Annotated in this window: 21 protein-coding genes; 8 read left to right on the top strand and 13 right to left on the bottom strand. The window is 54.7% G+C overall.

Annotated features, from left to right (window positions below; translation table 11 throughout):
• Positions 1-45: 45 nt before the first annotated feature.
• The 4 genes from J3P90_RS21095 to J3P90_RS21110 all read left to right on the top strand — a co-directional run bounded on the left by J3P90_RS21095 (position 46) and on the right by J3P90_RS21110 (position 4,434).
• Positions 46-888, top strand: a complete 843-nt coding sequence (locus J3P90_RS21095; RefSeq protein WP_434675330.1) for a chromosome segregation protein SMC — start codon at positions 46-48, stop codon at positions 886-888.
• Positions 889-953: 65 nt separating this feature from the next.
• The gene (locus J3P90_RS21100) at positions 954-1,142 is read left to right on the top strand and encodes a hypothetical protein (RefSeq protein ID WP_434675331.1); all 189 of its coding nucleotides are present in this window, start codon (positions 954-956) and stop codon (positions 1,140-1,142) included.
• Between the two features lie 337 nt (positions 1,143-1,479).
• Positions 1,480-3,249, top strand: coding sequence for a hypothetical protein (locus J3P90_RS21105; RefSeq protein WP_434675332.1), 1,770 nt, complete (start codon positions 1,480-1,482; stop codon positions 3,247-3,249).
• 558 nt (positions 3,250-3,807) lie between these two features.
• Positions 3,808-4,434, top strand: coding sequence for a hypothetical protein (locus J3P90_RS21110; protein WP_434675333.1), 627 nt, complete (start codon positions 3,808-3,810; stop codon positions 4,432-4,434).
• A 271-nt stretch (positions 4,435-4,705) separates the two neighbouring features.
• Here the strand turns inward: J3P90_RS21110 and J3P90_RS21115 are convergent, their stop codons facing one another.
• Complete coding sequence (locus tag J3P90_RS21115) at positions 4,706-8,125, bottom strand: hypothetical protein (protein ID WP_434675334.1); 3,420 nt, start codon at positions 8,123-8,125, stop codon at positions 4,706-4,708.
• A 2-nt stretch (positions 8,126-8,127) separates the two neighbouring features.
• Complete coding sequence (locus J3P90_RS21120; protein WP_434675335.1) at positions 8,128-8,316, bottom strand: hypothetical protein; 189 nt, start codon at positions 8,314-8,316, stop codon at positions 8,128-8,130.
• Positions 8,317-9,327: 1,011 nt separating this feature from the next.
• Between J3P90_RS21120 and J3P90_RS21125 the strand changes: the two genes are divergently transcribed.
• A complete protein-coding gene (locus J3P90_RS21125) occupies positions 9,328-9,975 on the top strand; it encodes a hypothetical protein (protein WP_434675336.1) in 648 nt (215 codons plus the stop codon).
• A gap of 471 nt (positions 9,976-10,446) precedes the next feature.
• Positions 10,447-10,776, top strand: coding sequence for a hypothetical protein (locus J3P90_RS21130; RefSeq protein WP_434675337.1), 330 nt, complete (start codon positions 10,447-10,449; stop codon positions 10,774-10,776).
• A gap of 170 nt (positions 10,777-10,946) precedes the next feature.
• Here the strand turns inward: J3P90_RS21130 and J3P90_RS21135 are convergent, their stop codons facing one another.
• A complete protein-coding gene (locus J3P90_RS21135) occupies positions 10,947-12,104 on the bottom strand; it encodes a trans-sulfuration enzyme family protein (protein ID WP_434675338.1) in 1,158 nt (385 codons plus the stop codon).
• Positions 12,105-12,148: 44 nt separating this feature from the next.
• Between J3P90_RS21135 and J3P90_RS21140 the strand changes: the two genes are divergently transcribed.
• A complete protein-coding gene (locus tag J3P90_RS21140; RefSeq protein WP_434675339.1) occupies positions 12,149-12,958 on the top strand; it encodes a helix-turn-helix domain-containing protein in 810 nt (269 codons plus the stop codon).
• 143 nt (positions 12,959-13,101) lie between these two features.
• On the opposite strand, the gene J3P90_RS21145 is transcribed toward J3P90_RS21140, so the two are convergent.
• The 6 genes from J3P90_RS21145 to J3P90_RS21170 form a co-directional block, all read right to left on the bottom strand.
• On the bottom strand, positions 13,102-13,461 hold the full coding sequence (locus J3P90_RS21145) for a DUF6124 family protein (RefSeq protein ID WP_434675340.1): 360 nt from the start codon (positions 13,459-13,461) through the stop codon (positions 13,102-13,104).
• A gap of 401 nt (positions 13,462-13,862) precedes the next feature.
• Positions 13,863-14,096 carry a hypothetical protein gene (locus J3P90_RS21150; RefSeq protein ID WP_434675341.1) on the bottom strand — a complete coding sequence of 78 codons (234 nt, stop codon included), beginning with the start codon at positions 14,094-14,096 and terminating at the stop codon, positions 13,863-13,865.
• A gap of 4 nt (positions 14,097-14,100) precedes the next feature.
• Positions 14,101-14,583, bottom strand: coding sequence for a hypothetical protein (locus J3P90_RS21155; protein WP_334598290.1), 483 nt, complete (start codon positions 14,581-14,583; stop codon positions 14,101-14,103).
• 110 nt (positions 14,584-14,693) lie between these two features.
• Positions 14,694-15,257: a hypothetical protein gene (locus J3P90_RS21160; RefSeq protein WP_434675342.1), complete on the bottom strand. Its 564-nt coding sequence runs from the start codon at positions 15,255-15,257 to the stop codon at positions 14,694-14,696.
• Positions 15,258-15,435: 178 nt separating this feature from the next.
• Positions 15,436-15,795 carry a DUF6124 family protein gene (locus J3P90_RS21165; RefSeq protein WP_434675343.1) on the bottom strand — a complete coding sequence of 120 codons (360 nt, stop codon included), beginning with the start codon at positions 15,793-15,795 and terminating at the stop codon, positions 15,436-15,438.
• A 680-nt stretch (positions 15,796-16,475) separates the two neighbouring features.
• On the bottom strand, positions 16,476-16,703 hold the full coding sequence (locus J3P90_RS21170) for a hypothetical protein (protein ID WP_434675344.1): 228 nt from the start codon (positions 16,701-16,703) through the stop codon (positions 16,476-16,478).
• Between the two features lie 116 nt (positions 16,704-16,819).
• Here J3P90_RS21170 and J3P90_RS21175 point away from each other — a divergent pair, with 116 nt between their 5' ends.
• The gene (locus tag J3P90_RS21175) at positions 16,820-17,905 is read left to right on the top strand and encodes a diguanylate cyclase domain-containing protein (protein WP_434675345.1); all 1,086 of its coding nucleotides are present in this window, start codon (positions 16,820-16,822) and stop codon (positions 17,903-17,905) included.
• On the opposite strand, the gene J3P90_RS21180 is transcribed toward J3P90_RS21175, so the two are convergent.
• The 4 genes from J3P90_RS21180 to J3P90_RS21195 all read right to left on the bottom strand — a co-directional run bounded on the left by J3P90_RS21180 (position 17,889) and on the right by J3P90_RS21195 (position 25,455).
• Positions 17,889-20,240 (bottom strand): TonB-dependent receptor, encoded by a 2,352-nt coding sequence (locus J3P90_RS21180; protein ID WP_434675346.1) that lies wholly within the window; start codon positions 20,238-20,240, stop codon positions 17,889-17,891. The two genes, J3P90_RS21175 and J3P90_RS21180, sit on opposite strands and share 17 nt — an antisense overlap.
• Before the next feature lies 1 nt (position 20,241).
• Complete coding sequence (locus J3P90_RS21185) at positions 20,242-22,629, bottom strand: 7TM-DISM domain-containing protein (protein WP_434675347.1); 2,388 nt, start codon at positions 22,627-22,629, stop codon at positions 20,242-20,244.
• Positions 22,629-23,465, bottom strand: coding sequence for a response regulator transcription factor (locus tag J3P90_RS21190; RefSeq protein WP_420764124.1), 837 nt, complete (start codon positions 23,463-23,465; stop codon positions 22,629-22,631). The genes J3P90_RS21185 and J3P90_RS21190 overlap by 1 nt, the downstream gene beginning before the upstream one ends.
• A gap of 325 nt (positions 23,466-23,790) precedes the next feature.
• Positions 23,791-25,455, bottom strand: a complete 1,665-nt coding sequence (locus J3P90_RS21195; protein ID WP_420764123.1) for a ShlB/FhaC/HecB family hemolysin secretion/activation protein — start codon at positions 25,453-25,455, stop codon at positions 23,791-23,793.
• Positions 25,456-25,493: the final 38 nt, after the last annotated feature.

The following is a 25,493-nucleotide window of genomic DNA, read 5'->3' on the forward strand; positions in this document are numbered from 1 at the left end:
CCAGCCGCTCAACCCAACCCAAACGAATTGCACAGAGACAAGACAATGAATGAACTCAAAGAACTGACAGATCGCCGCGAACAATTAATCCTCGAAATGAAAAATGTCAAAACCGAAATGCTTCCGCTCAAGACTGCGCTGGAAAGCGCCGAGGTCATTGACCAACGCAGGAAACAAGAAGTACAGCATCAGTATGAAGAGCGAAAAAGGAAGCTCGATTCTCTGGACTTTGAGATCTATAGGTTGAATCAAAAAATCCATCGTCGTGAAAAGCTCGCGAATCACGAAACCCTGATGGCGGGCTACGTTGATGCAATGGCGACTTGGAAAGCCGACGAGCAGGAACTCAACGAAAAACGCCAGAGCCTTAGCACCCGGCTGAACCAGATTCGCCAGCAAGCGACAGATGAAATGGCAAAGGCTCGCCAAGCTGAGACAGAAGCGGCGACGGCCTATGCCCAAGCCGTAGCTTGGGGCGACGCCGAAGGTGAGAAGACAGCCAATGTCGACGCCCAAAAGGCCGCGAAAAACCTTACGACTGTAGCCGAGCAAAACCGTCGTCAGCAGCTGATTATCACGGCTCTGGAACAAGAGTTGACCACAGTCGACCAACACATCTCAGAAGCCCAACAAGAGCACACAAAAATTCAGAATGACTCGCTGTACCTCGCGACCTTGGTTCTCGAGGAGAGATGGAATGAGGCAGCTCAAGCGTTGCTTGATATCGGCGGAAAGCTTTGGGCGGCCCACCGCATGATTAACCGAGATCCTGTCGTCCTGAGAAAGCTGGACGTTCCAGAGCAAGGCGAGAACTTTGGCAGTTGGACCTCGCATGACCTTTCGGAGCGCGCGGGGCAGTACAGCGTGCAAGACGTGCTGGCCATGTAACGACCTGCCCACCTGAAACAGCCCACGTGTGTGGGCTGTTTAAACGATACCCAAGGATCAGCACTATGCACACTGTCATGCAGAACAGCCCCAGTCGTACCGAAACGCTGAAGGCAAGAAAAACCCATCTGAGCGCCCTGCTTAAGCTCATGGGCTCTCGCTGGGGGAAAACCACAGCAATACAAAATCTGACCGCCAACGCGATCAAAGCAGAGCTGAGCCTCATCGATCAGCATTTGAAACGCCGAAGCTAGGCTACCGTGGAGGCCTAGCCAGCCTCCGCTGCCCGCTCTATACGTAGTTGGTTGAGCCGACAGGTTTAACTGTTCAGTCACTCTCACGCATTGATTAAAGGGCTGCTTTCGGCCAAAAGCGGCCTTCCGTTGAACGCGGTTCCTCACCCGTTTGTGCACCAGCAGATCCATACAGCTGTTAGCCCCTCGAAGGCTAGGCGCGTTGCTACTCTATCCTCAGCCTTGGCATCCTGCGTAGCCTGTGCACCGATGCCACCAGTCGCGAGCTAAAATGCTAAACAAAGCGAAGGGCACTCCTTTATTACCAAACGCTATCATGAATAACGGAAGTTCAATCATGAATGAAGAGTGGATTCTCCAAACCAAGGAAACTCGCAGAGTATTTTGCAACGCGACATGGGTTCCTTTGAGAGCGTCTGTAGAAGACAAGAAAGGAGATTTGAAAGAGATAGGTCATGTCAGTGAGTATTTCGGTTGTGGCTCCGTTGCATTCCCGCCAGAACATCGAGTCCTTGTGGAAGAGCGTCTTGGCTGGAACGACATAGGAATAGGTCACACGGTCGCGCCGTATGCGTACGAAGATGGATATTATGCTTCAATCGATCAATATCAATATAACGATAAAGAGCCAATAGGCTTTAACCTAGTTTACGTGCTGCCGCAACCCGTCATAGGTGGCAACAAATGGATGTTGAGTCCAGATCTCATCGTTGCGCTGCGTCTCATCAAAGAAGGTGACAACTGGGTTAGGCCTGAAGAAAACTTTGTAATAGTAGCTCGCGAAACCTTCGACGCGAACGGCGAACATCGTCTTATTGAAATAAAAAGAGAGTTCCTAATTGATTACTTGGCAGCTAGAAATTTGTCACTTCGCCTATCGTATTATCGACAGAGAGTAGAAAACATCGCCGCTTTGCAGAATAGCAATTATTCAAATTTGCAAACCCGAAGCGAGGAAAGAGATAAGGGTAGGTTCGAGCTAATCGTTAGGGATCTCAATGACGTGTTCGGGGGAAGCTGGGCGATGTTTCGTGCTTGGCGGACGGATGTCGATGAGGATGAAGACGCTCCGGTGATGGGGCCTGAAAATGATACGAACACAGGCCATGAAAGCTCCGATGGGCAACGTGGAGGCTATGCAGGCGTTCGAGTCGAGGGTGAGTTTTGGCGGGAGGAGTGGGTCGACCACCAATCAAAAAGCCAGCGCGTTCGTGGAGATACTGATCAGAACCTCCCTCAATTCATCGTGGAAACTGATGGAACTCGAATGCCATCACGGGAGCTTAGGAACGAGGACATCGGTCGTTGGCTATGGTTTCGGGCCAGCGTTGTCACTGAGCTTCTGAATAACCGCGGCTTTAAGTTGACCTGGTACACTGGCGAAACTGGGGCTATTCAGTCCGCGTCAGGGTATAAAACTCACTTTGGGATCAATAGCGCTGACCTAATTACTGTCTACGCCTATGACGTCGCTCGCTTGGCCTCGTGGGAACAACACGTTTGGGCAGCACATAATACTGCTCCAGAAGGCAAAGTCTCAAGCGAGTTGCTAGAATCGCAGGTGAAGGCAAAACCAGCATCTACACATGCGGTTGAAGAACTATTCTTTGGAAGCATGAGGCTTCTAGAAGATGGGTTTCGAGAGAAATACAATATATCCTTATTCACCCATGACATTGATGACACTGAGGCCGGACAACAAATATCTAGATTTGCGAGCAGGGATAGACCAACCCTACTCAGATTGGCCAAAGATATTATTCGAGTATTCTCCGACAGACTCAACGTGCGCGAATTACGCAAGCTTTCTACACACGCGGACAAAGATAAGCTTGGCTCGAATAAATTGCTACAAAGTATCCTGGCTCAGGGTATTGGAACCGACGGTGCCCAGCGGGTGTTTGCTGAAATTGCCGGTGCTTATGACATGCGAGTGGGAGATGCGCACCCTACTGGTTCGAAGGTTACAGATGCTATCAAGCTCGCGGGCGTCAATGAATATAACTCGCCCTTACGGCAAGGAGAGCAGCTAATTCACAATGTTGGGCGCTCGATTTGGTATACAGGAAAATACTTGTTCGGTGAGCCTGATGGTCTAGACGAGTAGCAGTTAGGACGCTGGGAAAATTAATTCTTCACCTCGGCTCGCCTGATACTCGTCGACTAAGCCGCTCGCCAGTTTACCGCAGCGGCTTCGCGCGCAGAGATGGCAATGCCAACGCTGAGATGCTCGAAAGCTGCCTTTTATGATTGTCCGCTTTTGGCCGATTTCTGCCTGTGGCGACCGGCTGAAAACGGCCAGAAGCGGACATACGTTTTTCGGAATCTAGATTCGTTCAAATAACTAGTAAAAACTCACGAGAAGCAATTTACGCAAGGTCGGGATTAATTTGCGCTAGGCTGAATACTTAAGATCAGTAGGAAATGGGTGCCTTGGCAGGCAGCATGAAAAGCCTTATAGCGGAATCAAAGATATTAGCTTGATCAGAAAAAGCTCCAGAAAATAAACTACAGAGGAATTCCAATGGAGAGCTTGCAAAAGTACAACAAGACATATCATTTTGATAATGCGAAGGCACTAGTCGAGAAGGGTGACACTCAGTCGTTGCGATATGCGTGCTTAGAGTTACGCTTTCTAATCGAATCTCATGTGTACGAGAGATTAATGCGTGAAATTGATGAATTGCCAAAAAGTGTTTTCAATACATGGCAGCCAAGCAAGGCCGTTCGATTACATGGAAAATTCGACAAATATGCCGACATGGATATGCATCTATTGTTAACAGACCCGTCTGGTGAAAGCATGGATATACATTATAACAATATAAAATACAGCGAGCTAAACAAAACATACAACACACTGGGGAGTTATTTGCATCTGCCAATGCCTGAAAAAGTAAGTAGTTATACTATCAGCAAAACTAAAATAATCGAACTCCTCGACAATCTTGCAAGGTTGACAGCTGGAAATTTAATTATCTACAAGATTGATTACAAAACATTTTGCTGCAAGGCATGCGGAAAAAATATTATTTATACAGATCATTATGTAGAAACCAACGATTCAATAGCTTGCCAAAATGACAACTGCGGCTGTGAGTACGCGATAATTAATGAAGACGGACGCAGCGAGTTCAGCTTAGATTACAAAGCGCTGTCTTGTCACGTATGTACAAAGCAGATCGCTGTGCCTTTCAGCAAAATCGAAGACGGTTATAAATTCAAATGTGACTGTTGTTCGACCGAGTTTAGCTTTGAGTTGATAATACGAAGTGACACCCCGACACCATAGTAAACATATCAAGAATTGTCCGGGTTCCTCGGACACATCTGGGCGTCTGTTTTTGGCCGCTAGCGAACATTCAGGAACGACAGCTTTCGGCCATTTGTGAATGGCCTTTTTCTCTAAGGCGTATCGATGGCTTGGCGACAACTCTCACGGAGTGGAGCTAGCTTAGAAAGAGCTTAGATTACGTAACCCGTGAAGAAGTGAGCCCCACAGGTGGCGCAGAAATCTGAATCACGTAACTTACCGTTTTCACAACTATCACGATCGGAAACTATTATTTGTAAAAATGTCCATTCCACCAGCCTACAATGAAACGTCTCAATCTGAGCACGGGGAAATCCATAAGCTCTCTCAGCTTTAGCTTACCACCTGGGATCGCGATTAGTTTGTCTAGCAGCATTGAGGTAGCCTTCATCGCTTTAATGGATGGAAAAGCATCGCCATGGTTATTTTGAAGCATTCTCTCAAGGACTAGGTCATAGTTAGGATTATAGTCTAGCACCCAGCGCACCAAAATGAATTGAAGTATTAATTTAAAATGACTTTCTAGTTCCGCCTGAGGTCCTCCTATGAACTCACACAAAGCGGACATTTGCGAAAGATCTTGGGTGGAGTCGTTCTTATAAATATATTCCAGAAGATAAACTCCAACGGACACAAATCTGTGTTTGCGCTCCGCCAAACCAAGCATTGCGTTAGAATATAATCCAATTGTTATAGCTCGATGTTGCAACATCACGTTTAGCACTGCTTGAAGCCAAGCACTGTCTTCAAGCTGATAAACATTCGAAGCAAAACCCCTAGAATATGAATCCTCTGTAATAAAGAGTGCCTGTCGATCTTTTGCAATGAAGTATGGCGCTATACTAGCAGCATTCATTTCGACCAGCTGATTTGTCAGCTCGTCCGACTCTCTAGGAAAATTATACTCAACAATCTCACATCGACCTTGGATCCTACTTATTGCCTCTATTACTTGAGCATTCTCAGCGGAAACCTCACTAAATAATCCTGCTTTATCAACCGATAGCAACTGCAAAGTCTGCAACGCACTATGTGGAACAATGATACTACTAAAGAAAGAACTCAATGAGTCTAGAAGTCCAAGCTCAGCAGCGACCCTAGCAGTATAGGTGTCGAAGATTACTGGCTTACCTTGGTAGCTTTCAACTAAAAGCATTGCGCTCAGCCGCTCTTCTTCCGTACCTAAACAAGTGTTAACCGCTCCTGCCCTTGATCGAACCAGATCGTAAACATCAAATATCCCTTTCTTGCTGAGGCCTGAAGCAATTTCCAGAGGCATGTTTTTATCAATAATTTCTCCAAATAACGTGTCATCCCAATCAGCTCGCCGCTGCATTATAGCTAGCAGTGTGTTTATGTTGTTATCCCCTCCACTTAGCGACCACAACCCACCCGCAGTTGGGAATCTGGTCTCATAGGTCTTGCATATTTCATGGAAAGCGTAAAGGTAAGGGTGCTTTACTTCTTCAACTTTCCAAATAATATTGCCTTGCAATTTTTCTTGGGTAAATTCGTACCCGACACCTTTACCCCATACTTGTCGAGTATAGAAATCTACTTTGTCTGGGAACAGCTCAAGGAGATCTTCAGAGTTTGGCTCGACCGCTCTTTCAATTGCTTGTCCTTCTGAAGTGACGAGTCGGAAATAGCATCCATTACCAACAACCGTTACAGCATCCAAGATTCTGTCTTTTTCAACCATAATGAAGATGCCAAAGAAGCCTAATGCAACGGGAGCCGAATCAGGATTATCTATCCATATCTGATATGCTTCCGCAAGCGCTTCTGCACTTTGACCTATTGATGCGCGCAATTTGGCTACATGCATTTGCTGTTCAGGGGTGCCATTTAATGTCGTGAGATCATAGGTATCAAAGAGCTGTTTCAATGCCGAAGTATCATGGCTTAACTTGGCAATGTCACATAATACGATGAAACCAAATAAATCCTGTCCGCCGTTATCAATGTATTTCTCTATTAAAGGCACTGACCGTTTAAAATCATTGCGCTTAAAATATAAACATCCGGCTAGAAGCTCGAAGCCTTGGGGTTTCGGGATTATGTGCTTTTCGAAAAAATCGACAGCCTCTGCTCTGATTGGATGTTCATTGAGAAATCCTAGAGCGAGCATGTGCTTCAGTTCGTAGTTTTCAATGGCAGCCGGGTGAGATTCCAATCGGGAGACAATCTCTTGCCATAGCATCATATGGCGGACGAGCTTCATGTAGTGAAAAAACTCAATAACTTCACTGCATTCCGTAACGCGACTATATCCATAGGAGTGAGCCATCTTAGCAATAGAAACAATTTCACTTGCAGCAGCGAATTCAAATAGCAGTAGCCGACCACGGCTATCAAGCTCGCAGTTCGTAAGAAGCTCTTTCAATTGATCTTTGCCACGAGCCTTACCGACAAAAGCCCGTGCTATGTAAATTACGACTCTGGCATGATCGGCAAAGGGCTTGTCAAACCTATCAATAGCATAATCCTGAATCCCACTAAGTCCGACCCAGTCTTTCCTTGCTATTTTATTCAAAAGTGTAAGTTTTTTTTCGTTGGCAGTATTTGCAACCTTCTCCACTGCCCGCTCGAACAACTCCGCTTCCTGTAGGTCAATTAAGCTACGCGCGACCATCTCAATTATTTGCTGATCATCTGACAACTCAGTCAGCACATAAGAGCATTCTCTCGTGAGCGCCTCAATATTGTTTGAAAGTTTGTAGAGAATTAAAAGACTCTGAATATTCTGAAGATCACTATCGTGCGCAACTCTATCGCTTGCCTTAAAAGTGTGCCAGTCAGCAGCTATGTAGTCCGCAGCCAACTTAAGCTCACCCACTTCCTCCTCAGTGAATGTAAAGCCGTTAGCAGTTTGACGATTATCAACATAGTGATGAAGGATATCCATCGCTATCAAATTTTTGACCTGGGCGTCATCAGGGAATTCTTCCAAAAACTTTTTAGCTAAGTCTTTCCATCCCTCAACTCCTTGTGAGGCGAGAAGGTGAATATGCGCAATCCGCACAGACTGATTCAGTTTTACTCGCTCACTGAACTGGTCAAATGGATCTGCATAAGCATCATCATTATTATATTTGATACGGGCAGCTTGTAAAATAAAGCCAGCCAAGATCTCATTATCCGGCTGATCAAGAATTTTTTTGCCACCATACTCCAGAGCTTTATCATTATACCCATCAAGGATGTATGCCAAAGTTTTGAATGCGACTGCCCGCTTATCTTCTGGTGCGTAAGTGCATGCTTCGAGAAGAAGATTAGGTGTTCTAGACGTATTGCCCAATTGATGATGACAAAGTGCAATATTTGCTTTCACTCGAAATATCAAAAGATCAGTAAGGTTTTCTTTTTGATCTGCTAAGAGCTTTTCAAAGGATGCCAGAGCAGCCTTCACCGCGCCTGAGTTCATTTGATCTTTATAATGATCGATCTGACGATCGAACTCAGTTTGCAGCTCTCCAGCCACCCCTTGAGCTAAAGCGGCGTATTGAACCGCACTGGATTTAGAAAGGGCCTCAGCAATCGCATCAACATCATTTATAGTGATAGGCGCACTATTCGGCCCATTGATAGCTACGCTCAAATTTTGCGCCGTTACGTTGGTATCAACTGGCTTCCCTATGTAGCGATTGATGAGCTCCCTTATATTCACTACTACTTCTCTTTATTATGATTGATCGTGATATTTCCCGAGTTCTCTCCATTAATGGCAGCAGAACCGTTATCTGCGTTTACCTTCACATTCCGATTTCGCACGAATTTAAAGCTGACGACAACCACTAGGCAAAGCAGCAACGCCCCACCCAAAATTAACTCAGGATTTTCAGCCAATGAAAAACTCATACCAATTTCCCTTTGATCGACGTTCGGATCCTAATCCTACCCGAGAGGATAGCCACGTGCCATGCGGTATCGTCTGTCGACAACAGGTTGGCTCGGGCACGTCAGATGGATGCTTTTACCCGCGCCGATTTCTGACCGCTTCTGGCCGGTAGCGGCCTGTCACACCAGCGGGCTAATCGCTGATAGCTTGCTGACGCGTAGCAAAGGGCTCGTGCCTAATTGCCAATCATTGCTGATGGCCAGGCGAGAGTTCGACAAGAGCTTCTTTCCTGTCTTATGGGTTTACTTCAGACCTCTGAAGCGTTACACCAGCTGGCTTAGTAACACGCCTAAAAAGCTAATATTCAAACACAGTGTTACGCCAATAAATTCAATAAATACAGTCAGTTATAGACAACCGTTACACCAGTAACGTTCGTAACACTGCTTTTCACAAGGATGCGTATTCCCCCGCTCCCCGGAAGCATCAATGCCACCAGCGAACGTCAGGAGCAGTTCCAAATTTTGCCGGGGACCCTGAGGTGTCTTTAAGACACGGGGTCGGAAACCCGCGTGATCGTGTTAGCGAAAAAGTGCACAGCTTAGTGAACAGGTGAACCTGGTGAACTGGTGGTTCACCTGTGCATTTGCCCTATCGCTTGGTAGCTTGCCGGGGACCCTGGGCATTCCGAATGGGTACGGGGCAAAGAACCCGCAGCATCTTGTTAGCGACTGAGTTTTCTACGTCGGCTGACAGGTTGACGTGGTTGACACCATCTCCAAGGTTGACCAGGTTCAACCGTTCGCTATCAACAACACAATGGCTCACCTTTACCGTTGCGGTAACGATGCCCTTTTCTCTTCAAAATCCTTTCAATTTCGACGTCGAAATTTCAGTAAGCTCGGGGAACTGCCGCTACCACGATCTCGCGGGTTTCCGACCCCGCATCAACCCATTCATCCCAGGGTCCCCAGCAGGTCTGCCATGTGGGATCATCTCTATAAACCCCGCGCCTAGACAAAGGAAAGAAGATGCTCATCGACTTCAAAGAAGTGAATTACCATCAGGACTGGGAGCGCTTTGCTATGGCCTTCGTCGAGATTCTGGGGCTGTATATAGAGGCGCGATGTGCGGTAGGACCAGACGGCGGTAGGGACTTCATCGCATCCGAGAATGTGCGCTTTGGTGGTAACTATCGCTGGCTGGTGAGCTGTAAACACCGTAGCAGTGGGACCATTGGCAGTAGTGATGATGAGGCTAAGGATCACCGACTCAGAGAATTCCAATGCAATGGATTTATGTTCATCTACAACCGACCGCTCACCTCGGGATTGCTACAGTCCTTTGAACGCGTTCAAGCGAATACTGATGCCGGGCTCAAGGTTTTCACTGACCGCGAAATCGAATCGATACTCGTAGGAAGCCCTGATTTTTATCTTTTGATTCGTCAATATTTCCCCAAATCTTGGGAGCGTCTGGCCCCTGCTCTTCAAAGTAATAACTGTGATTGTGGGCATACGGCGGGCAATATTTATCTGATTCCATTTACAGATCCCCGGACACGGCAGGTCGAACACCAACTCTGCTGCGACTACTGTGGATCGCATACCACTGAAGCTATGGGAAGGGAAAACGTACATTACGGAGAACCAATTCTGATTCACCCTGAGCCCTACTGAACACGCGACTAAACCTAAGCTAATCAGCTAGCGATCAGAATTATGTATCCCTACTTGTATCCCAATGCTTAAAATAGCTCTGCAAGCCTCAGCCCATATGGAACACTCGAGTCTCCCTCGGGCACCATATTAAATAAAGACCTTGAAATTCAAGGTCTTTTTTTTCGTCTGCAAGAAAGTGGTTAGGCCCATGATCGACGCCACCAGCCCGCTTTTGTGGCGAGGGGATTCATCCCCGCTGGGCTGCAAAGCAGCCCCAAATACCAGCCCAGTGGCGAGAAAGAACCTGCAATAAGGAAGACAGGAAGTAGGGAAAACCCCGTGGCGAGGGAGCTTGCTCCCGCCTGAGCGCAAAGCGCTCACAAAATAGTCACTCCCCACACCGATACTCCGACTAGCACTCGCCAAGCCATGAACCCTCAACCCAACTCCACCCCACCCTCCTCACCCAGTCACAAAGGATTTCACCCCATGGAATTGCTGCTGGAAACGGTCGCTCTCTACTCCCTCAAACTGGCTTATGAGACAGAAGGCCACAGCCCGATCCTGCGGGATGATCCGTTGATGGGCAGTTGCGACCGGGAGATTTTCGAGTTGTTGGTGCGGCGGGGCGATGTGGCCGGGATTCAGGGCGAAATCAGTCGATGCCTGGATTTGGCGTTGGGGGCGATTGGTGGGGTGGATACAGTGCTGGGCCGAGAGCTGCATCGTTTGGCTACGGATTTCAGCTCAGCGCAAAAGATAGACGACCTTCACGGTCCGCTCATCGCGCTTAACGCTTATGTGAAAGATATTCTATAAACCCCAGCGCTCGTTCCCACGCTCCGCGTGGTAACGCATCCGGCGGATGGCGAGCAACCCGGCAATGCTCTTCTGGATCTCCGCTGCGATTGTGAGCGCGCTCGCTTGTGGGGCTTACGGGCGCTGTGAGCCAGGACTGTCAGACCTTTCAAAAGAAGCGTTTTTCCGGCTCATCCCTCAATCCGATCAAACGCCTGAGCCAAATCCGCACACAGATCAGGCGCATGTTCGAGCCCAATGTGCAGGCGAACCAGCCGCCCCTCGTCAGGTAGCGTCTTGATCGAGCGCAGTTCGTGTGGAATGGCGGGCATGACCAGACTTTCATACCCGCCCCAACTGGTGCCTAGGCCAAACAATTTCAACGCATTGATGAAGCGTTCAAATGCGGCTTCATTGCAAGGTTGCAGTTCGAAGGTAAAGGGCCCGGCGCCACCGGAAAACTGTCTTTTCCAGAGGGCGTGCCCGGGATCGGAGGCCAATACTGGAAACATCACGCGTTTGACCTTCGAATGTGCACTTAACCATTCAGCCACTTCGATTGCACTGGCTTGATGCCGGGGCATGCGCACGGCGAGTGTTCTCAATCCGCGCAGGGTGAGCCAGCACGCATCCGGGGAGGCATGCGAGCCGTGGCGGTCACACCATTTGCGCGTCGTGTCCAACGTTGAGTAAGCGCCGGTCACCAGGCCGAGAATGACGTCTGAGTGGCCGTTGATGAACTTGGTAGCCGCATGAATCGAGATATCGATCCCCAGCGCATGGGCGTTGAAGTACATCGGTGAGCCCCACGTTGAGTCGCAGGCAACCGGTATGCCCCGTTCATGGGCCGCCGCGCACACTTGCGTGATGTCCAGCATCTGCATCGTCAACGATGAAGGCACTTCGATGAAGACTAGGCTCGTCTTGTCGTCGATCAGTTGGCCGACTTCGGCGCTGTCGTTGAAGAAGCTGATCTTCGTGCCAAGTGCTGTCAGCGATTGCTCGCAAAATACTCGGGTCGGACCATACACGCCGTTGTAGACCAGGATATGTTTTCCCGGTCCCGCATGTGCGCCTAACACTGCGGCGATAGCGCTCAAACCGCTGGAGGTGGCGATGCAGGTTTCGGCATTTTCAAGACGTGCCATGGCCTCTTGTAACTCAAACGTGGTGACCGTGCCCGAGCGCCCATAACGTGACGATTCGAAAACCCTGCCCTGGTACGAATGCCGATATTCCTCCAGGTTTTCAAACACTACTGTTGAAGCGCGTACCAAGGGTGGGTTCACCGCATGAACCGCTGCGGCGCTGGTGCGGCCCAGGTGAACAAGAGCAGAGTCACGGTGCATGATGGCCTCGATTCGAGTGGTCAGAGTCCTATAGTATGTTTGGCATGTCAGACTCCATCAGCCAAAAAATATCGCTGACGCGCCATCCCGAGCCCGCCGAGTTTCGCCTGTTAGCGAAGCGGCATGAGCGCGGCGCTGTGTTGCCTTCGCACGAGCACCAGACCGGGCAATTGGTGTTTGCGTTGCGCGGCACGATGTTGGTTGAAACACAGCAAAGTCGCTGGACGGTTCCACCGCAACGGGCGTTGTGGATACCGCCGCATCAACCCCATGCCATTCAAATCCTGTCGGATGTTGAGATGCGAACGGTGTATTTCCACCCGACATTGCTCACCGAAGTCGCCGGCTTCGCGCGTTGCAACGAAGTGCACGCGGTCGTGGCATCCAGCCTTATCAGGGAACTGGTACTGGGCTTGTTCGAACAGCCGCGCCAGGGTGAGATGCGCGAATTGATGGTGCAGTTATTACTGCATGCATTGGGTGAAGCGGCCTGCCTACCGACACACTTGCCGATGCCGACTGACGAGCGGCTGCGCGCGGCATTGATGGAGCTGATTTCAGGCAATCAGTGGCATTGGTCGATATCTGAAATTGCGTATCGTGCGGCCATGTCCGAACGCACCTTTACGCGGCGATTTAGCGCGGAGGTGGGCTTGAACTATCGCACATGGCACCAACGGGCGCGCATCGTTGCCTCGCTGGATCTGCTGGCATCGAATCGGTCCGTCAAATCGGTTGCACATACTTTGCAGTTTGCGAGTGCAGCAGCCTATGTAGCGGCCTTTCGAAAAATAACAGGCAGTACGCCACGGGCCTTTCAGTCCACTCATTTAATGCAAAGCGCGCCTCAGTGATTCCTCGTTACATCATCGCCCAGATCAAAACGACTCTGGTCCTTCCACACACGCTGCAGGTCTTAAGTGTGCTTTGATGCTCCCGTCAGGCGGCAGGAAAGGTCAGCTGCGCAAGACCTTTCCTGCCGAGGCGAACGCTTCGGCTACCTCACCTCAACAATATCCAACGCCCGATTCGCCAACAGCTCACTTACCTCAATCACCTGCAAAATCCCCATCGCAACCCGCCGTCGCGACCCATCCAGGTCAAACGCCAAATCACTGATCATGGCATTCGCCGAAGCCAGGTTCTCACTGAGATTCGCCAGTAGACACTCGGAATCCACACCTGGATCAATCCGTAAAATGGAGTCGGTCTTGTCAGATGTTTCGCTCTTAGGCTTGGGCTTCAGGTAGTAATCCAACGCCCGCGTGGCAGCGTCGTCGATTTTCTTGTTGCGAGCAGACTGAGCACGGGAGACGTGTTCATCGGTAACTGGGGGGTTCGGTGTAATTTTGACCATGGTCCTAGCTCTCTTTTGGTTGAGGCTACGACCCGTTCGCGACTAAACGATTGGGAGGCAGCTATGCGCAGGTTAGTCGACCGACGAGCTAAGAAATCGGCGCGCCCGGAGGCGCCCTGCGCACAGCCACCATCGAGTGCAGGGATGGGGATACCTGACTGATGGACGCTTGAGCGACTTAGCAACGACGGGCGACTAAACCCGATCACTGATGAGCAGTGACAGGTCCAAACTACCGACGCAACCCCAGGCGCACAAGCCGGCGGATTCTGGCGTAGTTGTAGGCAAAGGCGCAAGGCGATGTGGGCTCTTGAGCTTGAGGCTTTGATCGCTACGCCACCCGCTACGGCAAGTCCCTCGCCGTGCTTGGTGCAGGACCCCCAACTGGCCGTTTCTTTGGTTCATGCCACATACCGAGCGCGGCTAAAAAACAATGCCGCACCAATGGCTACAGCGCTGGTTGAGGCGATACCCACGTCGAAACCCGAGATGAAAGACGGCAGCGCAAAGATGCTCGCGAATCCCAGCACAAGCAGTGTAATGCCCAGCCATTTCCTGAGGCGGTAGGTTTTCATATAGAAGAACAGCAGCAAGAACACTGCGTATGCCAAGGCGTACAGGCCATATTCGCTCATCGTCCTAGCCTCCCTGAGCCTTGATGATCATGGAGGATCCGGAGCGTTGTGGGCCTATGCCACCGCTAACTTGCGCGTCCAGGCTGACGATGACGTCACCGGCGTGATAGGTGGGCAATTTGTTCAAGGTGAACTCGCGGGCTGCCCATCCTACCGGGAAGGCTGCGGCGGGCATCAACTTGCCGGCCGCCGTGGCGAAAACGCCACTGGTGAGATTAGCGATACTCGTTCGTTGGGCGTTGAGTAAATCACCCTGTTGCCGGGTCAATGGTTTTGAGATCCCGACCATCATTTGGCAGGGTAAATCCTTGGCGAGCATTTTGTCGTAGAGCTCCACTACCCGGTTGCTCACTTCATAGTGGGCGGCTTTCGCTTCACCAAAGTGCAGTGTTCTAAGACTACCCCGCTCATCGGCTGACAGGGTGAAGCGCGATACGCTGAAGACAATTCCATGGTTGCCAGAAAACTGACCGTTCTCAAACTTCAATGCTCGCATCCTTATCGAGTCTAGGAAGGCGGGATTTTCTCTTGGCCGGTGCGCATTTCGCAAACGGTAAATCTACGGCCCGGCCTGCTCAACTACCTGACGGTGCGTCGTCACGACGAAGGGTCTGCCCTGCAAGTCCATTGCTCCAAGACAATCTTGTTCTTCTCAATCTCCCTGATGCGCGCCTGTCCCGATCCCCCTTCGGGAAAGATATCACTGAGGTTGGGCATGCTAGGGCCGATAAATTGCGCCACCGTCAAAGGCGAAATATCTTCGCCGTCAACCGTGTATTTCTTGGGCAACGTCTTCATCTGCTGCAGCGTGAACGACAGATTTTCGCTATCTGCGCTCCAGGTCCCGGCGCCATTGGCGCTGTATTCAAGCCTGTAAGGTTTCGAAGGTTCTGTTCCAACCAGCGCGACCACGCCGCTGACGTTGTAGTGGTTGTTGGCGAAGTATTCGATCATGCCCTTGAATTCGAACTGAACGCCGTCGGCATTGGGATAGCTGAACTCTTCGGTCCAACGGCCGATGAAATGGCTTTTGTAGTAGTCAGCCCTCATTTCGGCCAACCAGGTTGAAATGCTGGGGAATCCGGCCAGTAAGCCAACAACAGCCACGATCGCGGCCCAGCTTTTTAGTGAGTACTGCTTGAGTGTCGAGACAGCAGTCATCCATAACTCCTTGTCCAAGTGGAGGCGTGCAGCACTCCGGTTCGTCTGAGCCGTTATTGCTTCAGATCATCTATCAGCTTGCCTGCCGCCAAGTCTGGGTTCGTTTGGGGTAGTCACTCATTTACAAAAAAGAGGTCTCGTCGCCAAAACCTCTCTCATGCTGAGGCAAACGCCTCGGCTATCTTACTTCAACAATATCCAACGCCCGATTCGCCAACAGCTCACTCACCTCGATCACCTGCAAAATCCCCAACGCAACCCGCCTTCGCGAGCCATCCAGATCGAACGCAAGATCACTGATCATCGCGTTCGCCGAAGCGAGGTTCTCGCTCAAATTCGCCAGCAAACACTCAGAATCCACATTCGGATCAATCCGAAAAATGGAGTCGGTCTTGTCCGACGTTTCGCTCTTAGGCTTGGGCTTCAGGTAGTAATCCAACGCCCGCGTGGCAGCGTCGTCGATTTTCTTGTTGCGGGCAGATTGAGCACGGGAGACGTGTTCGTCGGTAGTTGGTGGATTCGGTGTAATTTTGACCATGGTCTTAACTCTCTATTGAGGCCACGACCCGTTCGCTGCTAAACGAATTGGGAGGCAGCTATACGCAGGTTAGCAGACCGACGAGTTAAGAAATCGGCGCGCCCGAGGGCGCCCTGCGCACAGCCACCATCAAGTGCAGGGATGGGGATTCCTGACTGATGACGCGTCGTGCGACTTAACTCGGCGAGCTGCTAAACCCGATCACTGATGAGCAGTGACCGAACCCAAACTACCGACGTAACCCAAGGCGCACAAGCCGGCGGATTCTGGCGTAGTTGTAGGCAAAGGCGCAAGGCGACGTGGGCTGGCGAGGCTTCGTGGCGGTGTCTGTCGGGCTTTACTGACAGGGCTTCATTTGGCTGGCGTGAGCGGTTGGCCGATGGATGGAGAGGGGCTGCTGCGCAGCCCAGCGGGAGCAAGCTCCCTCGCCACGGGGTTCGGTATTTACCCAACTGAGCAGCGTAGTGATAAATAGATCTGTTCCCTTTCAGACATTTAAGTCACGCGGGGCGGGTTTTCGTCCTGTGAGGGTGGGTCCGCTTGAATACTCGCTGACTGACACACCGCTATTCGCGAGCAGGCTCGCTCCCACAATGGGAGCGTTGTGCCTGGGCTCATTGGACCACCAATTATCCCGTGGCGAGGGAGCTTGCTCCCGCTGGGCTGCGCAGCAGCCCCAATCACTCGTTCAGCATCGGGAACTGTCGGATGTGTGCCTGCAGGTCAACGTCATAGCGCTTGCCGTTGGCAAACTTCACCCGCAATGCACGTTGGCCCGGGACAGGCTTCACGCTGTTGATTCTGGCTTCGCAGGTCATGGGGCGACGTCTCCGATTCTGTTCATTCCACACGCTTTGCGGGTCGGCCTTGTGATTCGTTGCCAAGGCTACACCCAAAATCTTCCCCATCCATCCCCTCCCGCAAAGCCCCCATCCCCTCCAGCAAACACCCCTCCGCCCCCCCACCTCGATAATCCCCCGCTTCACCCACCCCAAGCGCTACAACCGAGCACCGCGTCCCTCCCATGAACCTACACACCTTCATTCGCGGCTATTGCCTGAACTCCAGGCTCGCCACGAATGCCCTGACCCGCCTGCACAAATCGCTTTCCTCCTTGGTTCGCTACTTGGCCCTGCAAGGCTTCGATTCCAATACATGGCCCGCCACCCGCGACGAAGCCGCCCTGGACCGTCACCTCAACACCCTGTGCCCAGAGCTGGCCACCACCGTGTTCTGCCATGCCCGCGAAGGCATCATCCTCGTTGATCCCTTCGGCCGCGTCATCGCCGTGAACGAGGCCTTTACGCGGCTTACCGGTTACGGTCAGGAAGAGATTCAGGGCCATGAGCTGAACTCCCATCGCATGGTCCGTCGCCTCACCGCGTTTTACGCGCCGATGAAGAACGCGCTGGATTTCCACGGGCATTGGTCCGGTGAGATTCAGACCAACCATAAAGATGGCCGGGAGATGACGTCGAGGATCAGCATCAGTGCGGTGCATGACCGTCACGGCAATGTTCAGCACTACGTGGCGCTGTTCAGCGACATGACGCAGATGAAGCAGCGCTTGCAGCTGCTGGAACGAGATGCGCGGTATGACGCGCTCACGCAGTTGCCCAATCGGTTGTTGTTGGCCGAGCGGATGCGGCAGGCGTTGGGCAAGGCGCGGGTTCATCAGCAGAAGGTGGCGATTGCGTTTATCGACCTGGATGGGTTCAAGGCGCTGAACGACAGTTATGGGCATGACTGGGGGGATCGGGTGCTGCAGATTGTCGCGGCGCGGATCAATGCGACGTTGCGCGAGGGCGATACGTTGGCGCGCCTTGGGGGGGATGAGTTTGTGGCCGGGTTGGTGGGGCTGCAGGAAGTGGAGGATTGCGAGCCGATGCTCAAGCGGATGCTGGCGGCGGCCAATGCGCCGATCCTGATTGGCGCGCAGACGGTGGAGATTGCCGCGAGTATCGGGGTGGCGTTTTTTCCGGAGCATGGGCTTGAGGTGGATGGGCTGATCAGCAAGGCGGATCAGGCCATGTACCTGTCGAAAAAGGCCGGCGGTAATCGCCTGGCGTTTTGTCCGACCCGCTGCCTTTCGGTCAATAACGAAACCTGACGGTGGTGCCGACGGTGCGTTCGCTGCCGGTCATGACGCCGTAGTCGCCGGCACCGAGCAGTGAGTAGACGGCGGTTATGTAGTTGCGATCGAACACGTTGCGCACCCAGCCTTCGACTTCCCAGGCGCGATCCTGGCTGCGCATGCCCAGGCGCAGGTTGGTGAGACCGTAGCTGGGTTGATAGCTGCCTTCGCCGCCTTCGAGGGTGCCGTAGTAACCGGTGCGGAAGCTGTAGTCGACGCCGCTGTAGAGTTCCAGGCCATAGGGCAGCGGGTGGGTGTGGTCGAGGCCGCTGCTCAGGTTCCATTCCGGCGCGTTGTAGAGGCGCTCGCCGCTGAGGTCGCAGGTCCATTGACCCGAGGCCGGTGGGCACGGGGCGTTGGGGAAGCTGCGGTAGCGCGCGTCGCTCCAGGCCACGCCCAGGCGCCCGGTGAGTTGGGAGGTGAGTTGCCACGCGGAATCGAGCTCGATGCCGCGCAAGCGGACTTTGCCGACGTTGATCAGGTTGTCCCGCAGCGGCGGCGCGAACAGCGATGTCGGCGGGCTGTAGGTGAGCGCTTGGTAGTCATCGACGTCGGTCTGGTAGACGGCAAGATTGAGCAATGCGCGCTGATCCCAGAACTGCGTCTTCATGCCCACTTCCAGGGACGTGGCGCGTTCCGGCTCGAAGGTGGGCTCGGTGAACGGGCCGATCACGTCGAAATTGATGCCGCCGGCCTTGTAGCCCCGCGACCAACTGACGTAGCCCATCACGGCATCGCTGAAGCGATAGCTGGCGCTGAGCAGGCCGGAGACGTTGTTTTCTTTTATGGAGTCTTCACGGTAATAAGTACCGCCGAGGGCGATGTCCCGCAGCAATTGCCCGCCCACCTGGAACACCGGGGGTAAGCCGTTCAGCGGGGCAAGGTTGCTGACGTCGCGGGAGATCCAGCCGTCCTTGCGCTCCTGGCTGTAGCGCAGGCCGCCGGTGAGTTCCAACGGGTCGATCGGACGCCAGGAAAGTTGACCGAACACCGCCCGGCTGTCGCCCTTCTGCTCGCCGTCATAACGCTGCCGAGCGCCATCGAGCAGCACGGAAGGCACCTGACTCGGATCGGTAAACGTGATGCCGAAGATTTTTTGCAGTGCCTCCAGTTGATCGCCAACGAACCAGGGCGCGGCGTCCGGGCCGAATTCGGCGTCGATCTGGCGGTCGAGCTGTTGGCGCAGGTAATAGAGCCCGGCGACATAATCGACGGACGAGCCGGCCGTGCCGGACAGCCGCCATTCCTGGCTGAACTGCCGATGGCCCAACTCGGTTTCGGATTGGGCCACCGCCAGCGCGGTGCTGTCACCGTCGCGGCCGGCGCGGTAGTCCCAGTCGCGGTAGGCGGTGATGCTGGTGAAGCGCATCGCCTCGTCCAAGTCCCAATTCAATTCCAGTGACACGCCGTTCTGCAGAGTTCGCGGGCGACCCGGCGCGTCGATGCGGTTCTCCCGTTGGTAAGGGTCGGGCTCCGCCAGCGGATAGCCAAGGAATTTGGCGCGCTTGCGGGTTTGCTCGCTGTAGTGATTGACCAACAGGACGTTGCCGGCTTCGTTCTGCTCGGCGTAGTCGGCGATCAGGCGGGCGCTGAAGTCGCTGTTCGGCGTCCACAGCAGTTGGCCGCGCAGGCCTTGGCTGTCGGCGTCGCCGAGGCGGCTGCCGTCGTGCAGGTTTTCCACGGCGCCCTCGCTGGAGCCGTCGAAGACATTGAGCCGCCCGGCGAGAACGCCGTCTTGCAACGGCCCGGAGACGGTGCCGCGATATTCCCGCAGACCGCGCTCGCCGTAACTGGCTTCGAGGTTGGCTTCGGGCTGGAAAGTCGGCTGGCGCGTGACGATGTTCAGCGCGCCCGCGGTGGTGTTCTTGCCGAACAAGGTGCCTTGCGGCCCGCGCAACACTTCGATGCGTTCGATGTCCATCAACTCGGTGAAGGCCATGCCCTGGCGTGCCTGGTAAACGCCATCGACGTAGGTGCCGACGCTGCCTTCCAGACCATCGTTGTAGGCGGTCGCGCCAAAGCCGCGCAGGCCGAAACCGGCATAACGGGCATCGTGGCCGGACACCACCAGGCCCGGCACCCGTTGTTGAATGTCTTGCAGACGATGCAGGCCGGCTTCGTCCAGCTGATCGCCGTAGAGGACGCTGATCGGGATCGGCACGTCTTGCGGGTCTTCTTCGCGGCGGCGAGCGGTGACGGTGGTCTGGTCAAGGACGAGGCCGCCGGAGGTGTCTTGCGCTGCCTTGGCCGACAGCCAAGGCAATACCGTAAGGCTGCCGAGCAAGAGCAGCCGATAACCCATACCCGGCATGCTAGAACTCCCGGGCCATTGCTCGATGCACCGTGTCCGGGCAAACCAGGGTCTTGATCCGCGCCAGCAATTGGCGGCTGTCGGTGGGCTTGAGCAGCACAGCGTCGAAGGCCAGGTCCTCGGGGTAACCCGGCGGCCTGTGTGGCGGGACCGCTGAATAAAGCATCACGGGCAGATCATGCTCACGGGCACGCACGTGTCGCAGCAGTTCCCAACCGTCCATCCCAGGCATCATCTGATCGCTGATCAGCAGGTCGACTGGCTGTTCCGCCAGGCACGCCAAGGCATCTTCGCCGCTCGCCACCATGCTCACATCGAAACCGTAACCGGCCAGCAGGTCATAGAGCCATTCGCTGTTTTGTTCGATGTCGTCCACCAGCAACACGTGTTTGCCCTGGCCATCGAGCGGCGTGATGTTGTTATCGACGATGCCGTTTTCCAGGTCATCTTCTTGGGCGCATTTGAGTTGCAGGCGAAAACTGAAGTGGCTGCCCTGCCCCGTGGCCTGGGGTTCGAGACGGCTGCCCATGCGTTCCAGCAATTGGGTGACGATGGACAGCCCCAGCCCGCTGCCTTCGTAGCGTTGGGCGTTGCGGCCACGGCGGAACGGTTGCAGCAGTTGTTCGAATTCTTGCGGGTCGATGCCGATGCCGGTGTCGATCACGCTGAAGCGCAGCTCCACGGTGTCAGCGGTTGCTCCCGGACAACAGCCCACTTCGAAACGGATCTGGCCGTTGCGGGTGAATTTCGCCGCGTTCGCCAGAAGGTTCATCAGCACCTGCCGAAGCCGTTTGAAATCAGCCTCCACCAGGGGCGGCAGGTCCTGGGCCATTACCGCGTTGAAGCTGTTGCCCTGGCGCGCGGCGAGAAAGCCCGCCTCGTCGGCGATTTCCTGGAGAAAGCCGTACAGATAGCCCGGCGCGAGGGTCAGTTGCATCTGCTCCAGCTCTCCCTGGGAGAACTCGAGCATCTCGTCGATCAGCTCCAGTTGTTGACGGGCGTTGCGCTCGATCGTCGCCGGGTAGTCGCGATTCGGCCCGCCGTGTAGCAGGCGCGCATAGTCGATGATGCGCACCAGTGGCGAGCGCAGGTCGTGGCTGATCCGCGCCATCAATGCGCTGCGAGCCGCGAGGGAGTCGCGCAGCTGCGAGGTGCGCAGGGCCACGGTGCTTTCCAGGCGCTCGTGCTCTGCCTGGCGTTGCTGTTCGAGGGTCGACAGCGCGTGCTTTTCCCGGTTGCGGCTGCGGGCCACTTCCATGATCAAGGTGCACACCAGCAACACCACGCCTGCCAAGGTGGAAGACAGGCTGTACTTGCTTTCCGGCGACTGCCAGGGCAATTGTTCCTGGGGGAAGAAAATCCGCATCAGCAGTTGCCCCACCAAGAGCCCGGGCACCAGCCATGCCATCCAGCTGTAGCTCAGCCGCCTGCGCCACGCCATGAATAACGTAGCGAACAACACGCCGTAGAAACTCATCAGGAAGACCTGAACGATCTGCGCGCCCTGGACCGCATCGATCTTCAACCACCAAAGTCGGCCGAAGACACAACCTAGCAGCGGCACCCAATAGCTCCAGCCGATGATCCTGGGCAGCTGGGACACCTGCAACAGTACACGGAAGTACGCCAGGAACAGTACGAACGAGAGCGCGCTGGCGCAGGTCAGCAGCTCGCGCATCCAGCCCAGCGCCGACGGCCAGTAGATCAGGTAACCGTTGAGGATGCAGGTCAGCAGGATGTAGCTCAGTACCGCACCCGCGTTCACCATCAGCAGCCGGGAGCGCAGGATCCAGCCGACGATAAAGCCGAACGGCACGACCAGCAGGACAATGCCGAGGGAGAGCCCGTCGCTCAGGTACGTCTGTTGCTGACTGCGCAGCAGCGCCGGTTCGGACCACAGTTCCGGCTCCAGCAGCATCTGGAAGTTGCTCGCCACCCGGACGAACACCGTGGTGCTCTGCCCCGCCGCCAACGACACTGGGAACGCCGGCTGACGCGCCGCCGGTTGAGGCCATTCGGCCAGGGGATAGGCGCCGCCGCCGTGTGCCTCGTACCCCGGCCGGTAGACGCGGATGTCTTCCAGGCGCGGCGCCCCGACCACCAGCAAGCGCGAACACGCCGCATCGCTTGAATTGGTCAGCCGTAATTTCAACCAGAAGGCGGAGCGGCTGTAGCCCTGCGTCGGCCAGCTTGGGGTGGCGGCTTTGAACTGCGTGTCTGGCAGCCGAGCAATTTCTTCCAGGCTCAGGCGTGCCTGAGTGTCTTCGAGAATCCGCACGACGGACATCAGGTTCAGAGAGTCGGCGCGGCAGATATCCACAGGTGCCGCACGCAGCAGGCCTGTGGATAACAATGTAATGGTCAGCAATAGAAACTGAAGAAGCCGCATCAGGTGCGCCCGGCCGACTCGGTTTCAACGATGCCCAGGGTTTGCTGGCGAAACTGGCTGGGCGTCATGCCGATTCGCTGGCGGAACGCCGTGGTGAAGTTGCAGGCGCTGCGAAAGCCCACCAGTTCGGCGACATCCTGCACGCTCATCGCGCTTTCGCACAGTAGATCCTGGCCGCGCCGCAATCGCGCGTCGCGAATATAGGCGAACACGGTCAGCCCGAGATGCTCGCGAAAAATGGCGGAGAGGCGTTTCTCATGGGTGCCGACTTTTTGCGCGAGCATGCCCAGGGACGGCATGTCGTCCAACTGGTTTTCTATCAGTCGCATGGCCGCGCGCAGCACGATTTCATCACCCTGCGGCTCCGGATCGGCCGGACTTTCCTGGACGGTCGGTGGTGCGCGCCAAGTCAGCTGCAGGTGGATCTTGATGCGCGCCAGCACTTCTTCGGGGGCGCAGGATTTGGGGATGTAGTCCACGGCGCCCACGGTCAGCCCTTCCAATCGTTCCAATGAGGTATTTGCAGAAGACAGGAACAGAATCGGGATATGCCGGGTGGCCGGTGCCTCGCGCAAGAGCCTGCACAGGCTGAAGCCGTCCATTTGTGGCATGTGCACATCCAGGACGATCAGGTCCGGGCGCAGCGCAAGTGCCCGTTGATAGCCCTGATAGGCGTCGCTGGCCAGGGAAATGCGCCAGGGCTGGGCCTTCAAGAGGATGAGCGTGGCGCGGATGTCTTCGGGGATATCATCGATCAGCAGGATATGCGGCACGGGCTCGGACACCGCCGTGCCCTCCGCCGTCGCTGCCTGCCTTGCGTATCGTCCGTTGTCCATTCGCCAGGTCTCTTGTTGTGTTTAGCCAGCTCTCTGTCGCGAAACTGCCGGCGGAAGATCACCTATCGGGCCGGCAATAAATGGATATAACGGCAGGGCGGGCGAGAACTGAAGCTATCAAATTTTCAACAGACGATAAACGGTCATGCCGTTCGGGGCGGGATGTAGTTGGGGGCATAGACATGTGGCGAGGGGATAAATCCCCTCGCCACAAACGAGATATGGTCGACTAACTGTGCCGAACTGCAGGGCCTGCTGCGCAGCCCAGCGGGAGCAAGCTCCCTCGCCACGGGTTTGTTGACTACCTTGAATGAGCGGCGTTTGGTTAGAACTGGTAACCAATCTGGGCCAGCAGTTGTGGGTTTTCCTGACGCGTGTCGCTTTGCGCTTCACCGCCGGAGTGACGCCAGGCGACCGTTGCGTCGAACGAGAGCGGGCCGTACTGAGCGCGCAAACCCACACCGCCGCCGGAGATGCTGCGGGTGTTTTCCTCATCAGCCCACTCGTCGTGGTTGATGCGCACTTTGCCGGCGTCCCAGAACAGGTAAGGCGTCAGCTTGTCGATGGGGTAGCGAAGCTCGATCTGGGTCAGCATGCCTTCGTCGCCCGAGGCTTCGCTTTGTGGATAAGCCCGCACCCCATCGATGCCGCCGAGGCTGAAATCTTCGGACGAATCGAGGTTGTCCTGGCTCCATTGGCCAAGGAACCGGGCGAACAGCGTGAAGTTGGCGGGCAGCGCTTGCAGGCGGGCAAGGTCGACGTTCACCTTGCTGAATTGACCTTCGGTCTGGGCGGTCTGACGGTCGCCCTCGCGCAGGGCGGAATCAAGTTTCAGGTCACCGTAGGTCAGCGTCGCGCCACCGTAGGTGATGCCGCCGCCGAGCAAGGTGTCCCTCACATCGAACTGCAGGCTGATGGGCAGCGAGTCGCTGCTTTTTTCAAAGCTCAGGCCCAGTACTTCGTACTTATCTTCTAGATCCTTGTGCTGGTACTGCCCGGCCAACATGAGGTTCGCCTGATTGCTGCGTACGAGCGGATAACTCAAGCCGACGCTGCTGACTTCGGCGGTACCGGTCGCACCCAGGTCGGCGAATTCAGCGCCCAGGTCATAGGAGCTCTTGGCGTAGCCCACGTTGCCGCGCAGGCCAGAGGTTCCCAATGGCATCGAGTAGCCGAGGCTGCCGAAATACAGCTCCTCATCGGTGGCCATCACGGCGGCGCTCAGCCGGTCGCCCAGCATCATCGGGCTGTTCCAGTCACCTTGTACCGTCAGGCGATTGCGCCCCGAATACCGGTTGCCGTGGTTGTCCAGCGTGGCCTTGCCTTCGAAGGCCTTGGTTTTGCTCACCTGGGCATCGAGGTCGCCCGTACCGAGCTCGTCACCCGGGCGGATGACCGGACGAACCGCCACGCCCGGCAGGTCGGACAGAACCAGAATGCTGCGCTCCAGGCGGTCACGCTCGATCACGTCGCCCGGCTGCAAGTCGTCCAGGAAGGGCTGCGCCTGCGCGGCCAGTTTTGCATCGTCGTTGACGGCAGTGACTTTGCCATAACGCCCTTCGATCACCGCGATGGTCAGCTCGCCGTTGGCCATGCGCTGAGCCGGCAGGTAGGCGCGTGCAAACGGGTAACCGTGCTCACGGTAGTAAAGCGTGACCTGCCGGGCGATTTCCCGCAGCTCGTCCAGATCAAGGGACTTGCCAATGGCCGGCGCGACGACGCGTTGCAGGCTGGCCTCGTCGATACGGGTATTGTCGGTGAAACGCACGGCATTAAGCTGGACCTTGGCGCCGCCGACTTTTTCCTGCGCCGGTTGCGGCGCCTCGACGTCCAGGCGAATGCTTTGCGGCAGTTCCTGTTGAGGAATCGGCAGTTCTTGCAGGATGCGCCCCGCGTCAGGGATTGGGCGTGCCGGTAGGGTCGCCGCCCAGGCCGGGGAAGTGGACAACAGCGCCAGACCAGCGGCGCAATACATCAATTTGTTATGCATTGAATATGTCTCGAATAAAGCGGGTTGCCTGAGCCCAT

The organism is Pseudomonas sp. D3-10 (assembly GCF_051132175.1).
Lineage (GTDB): Bacteria > Pseudomonadota > Gammaproteobacteria > Pseudomonadales > Pseudomonadaceae > Aquipseudomonas.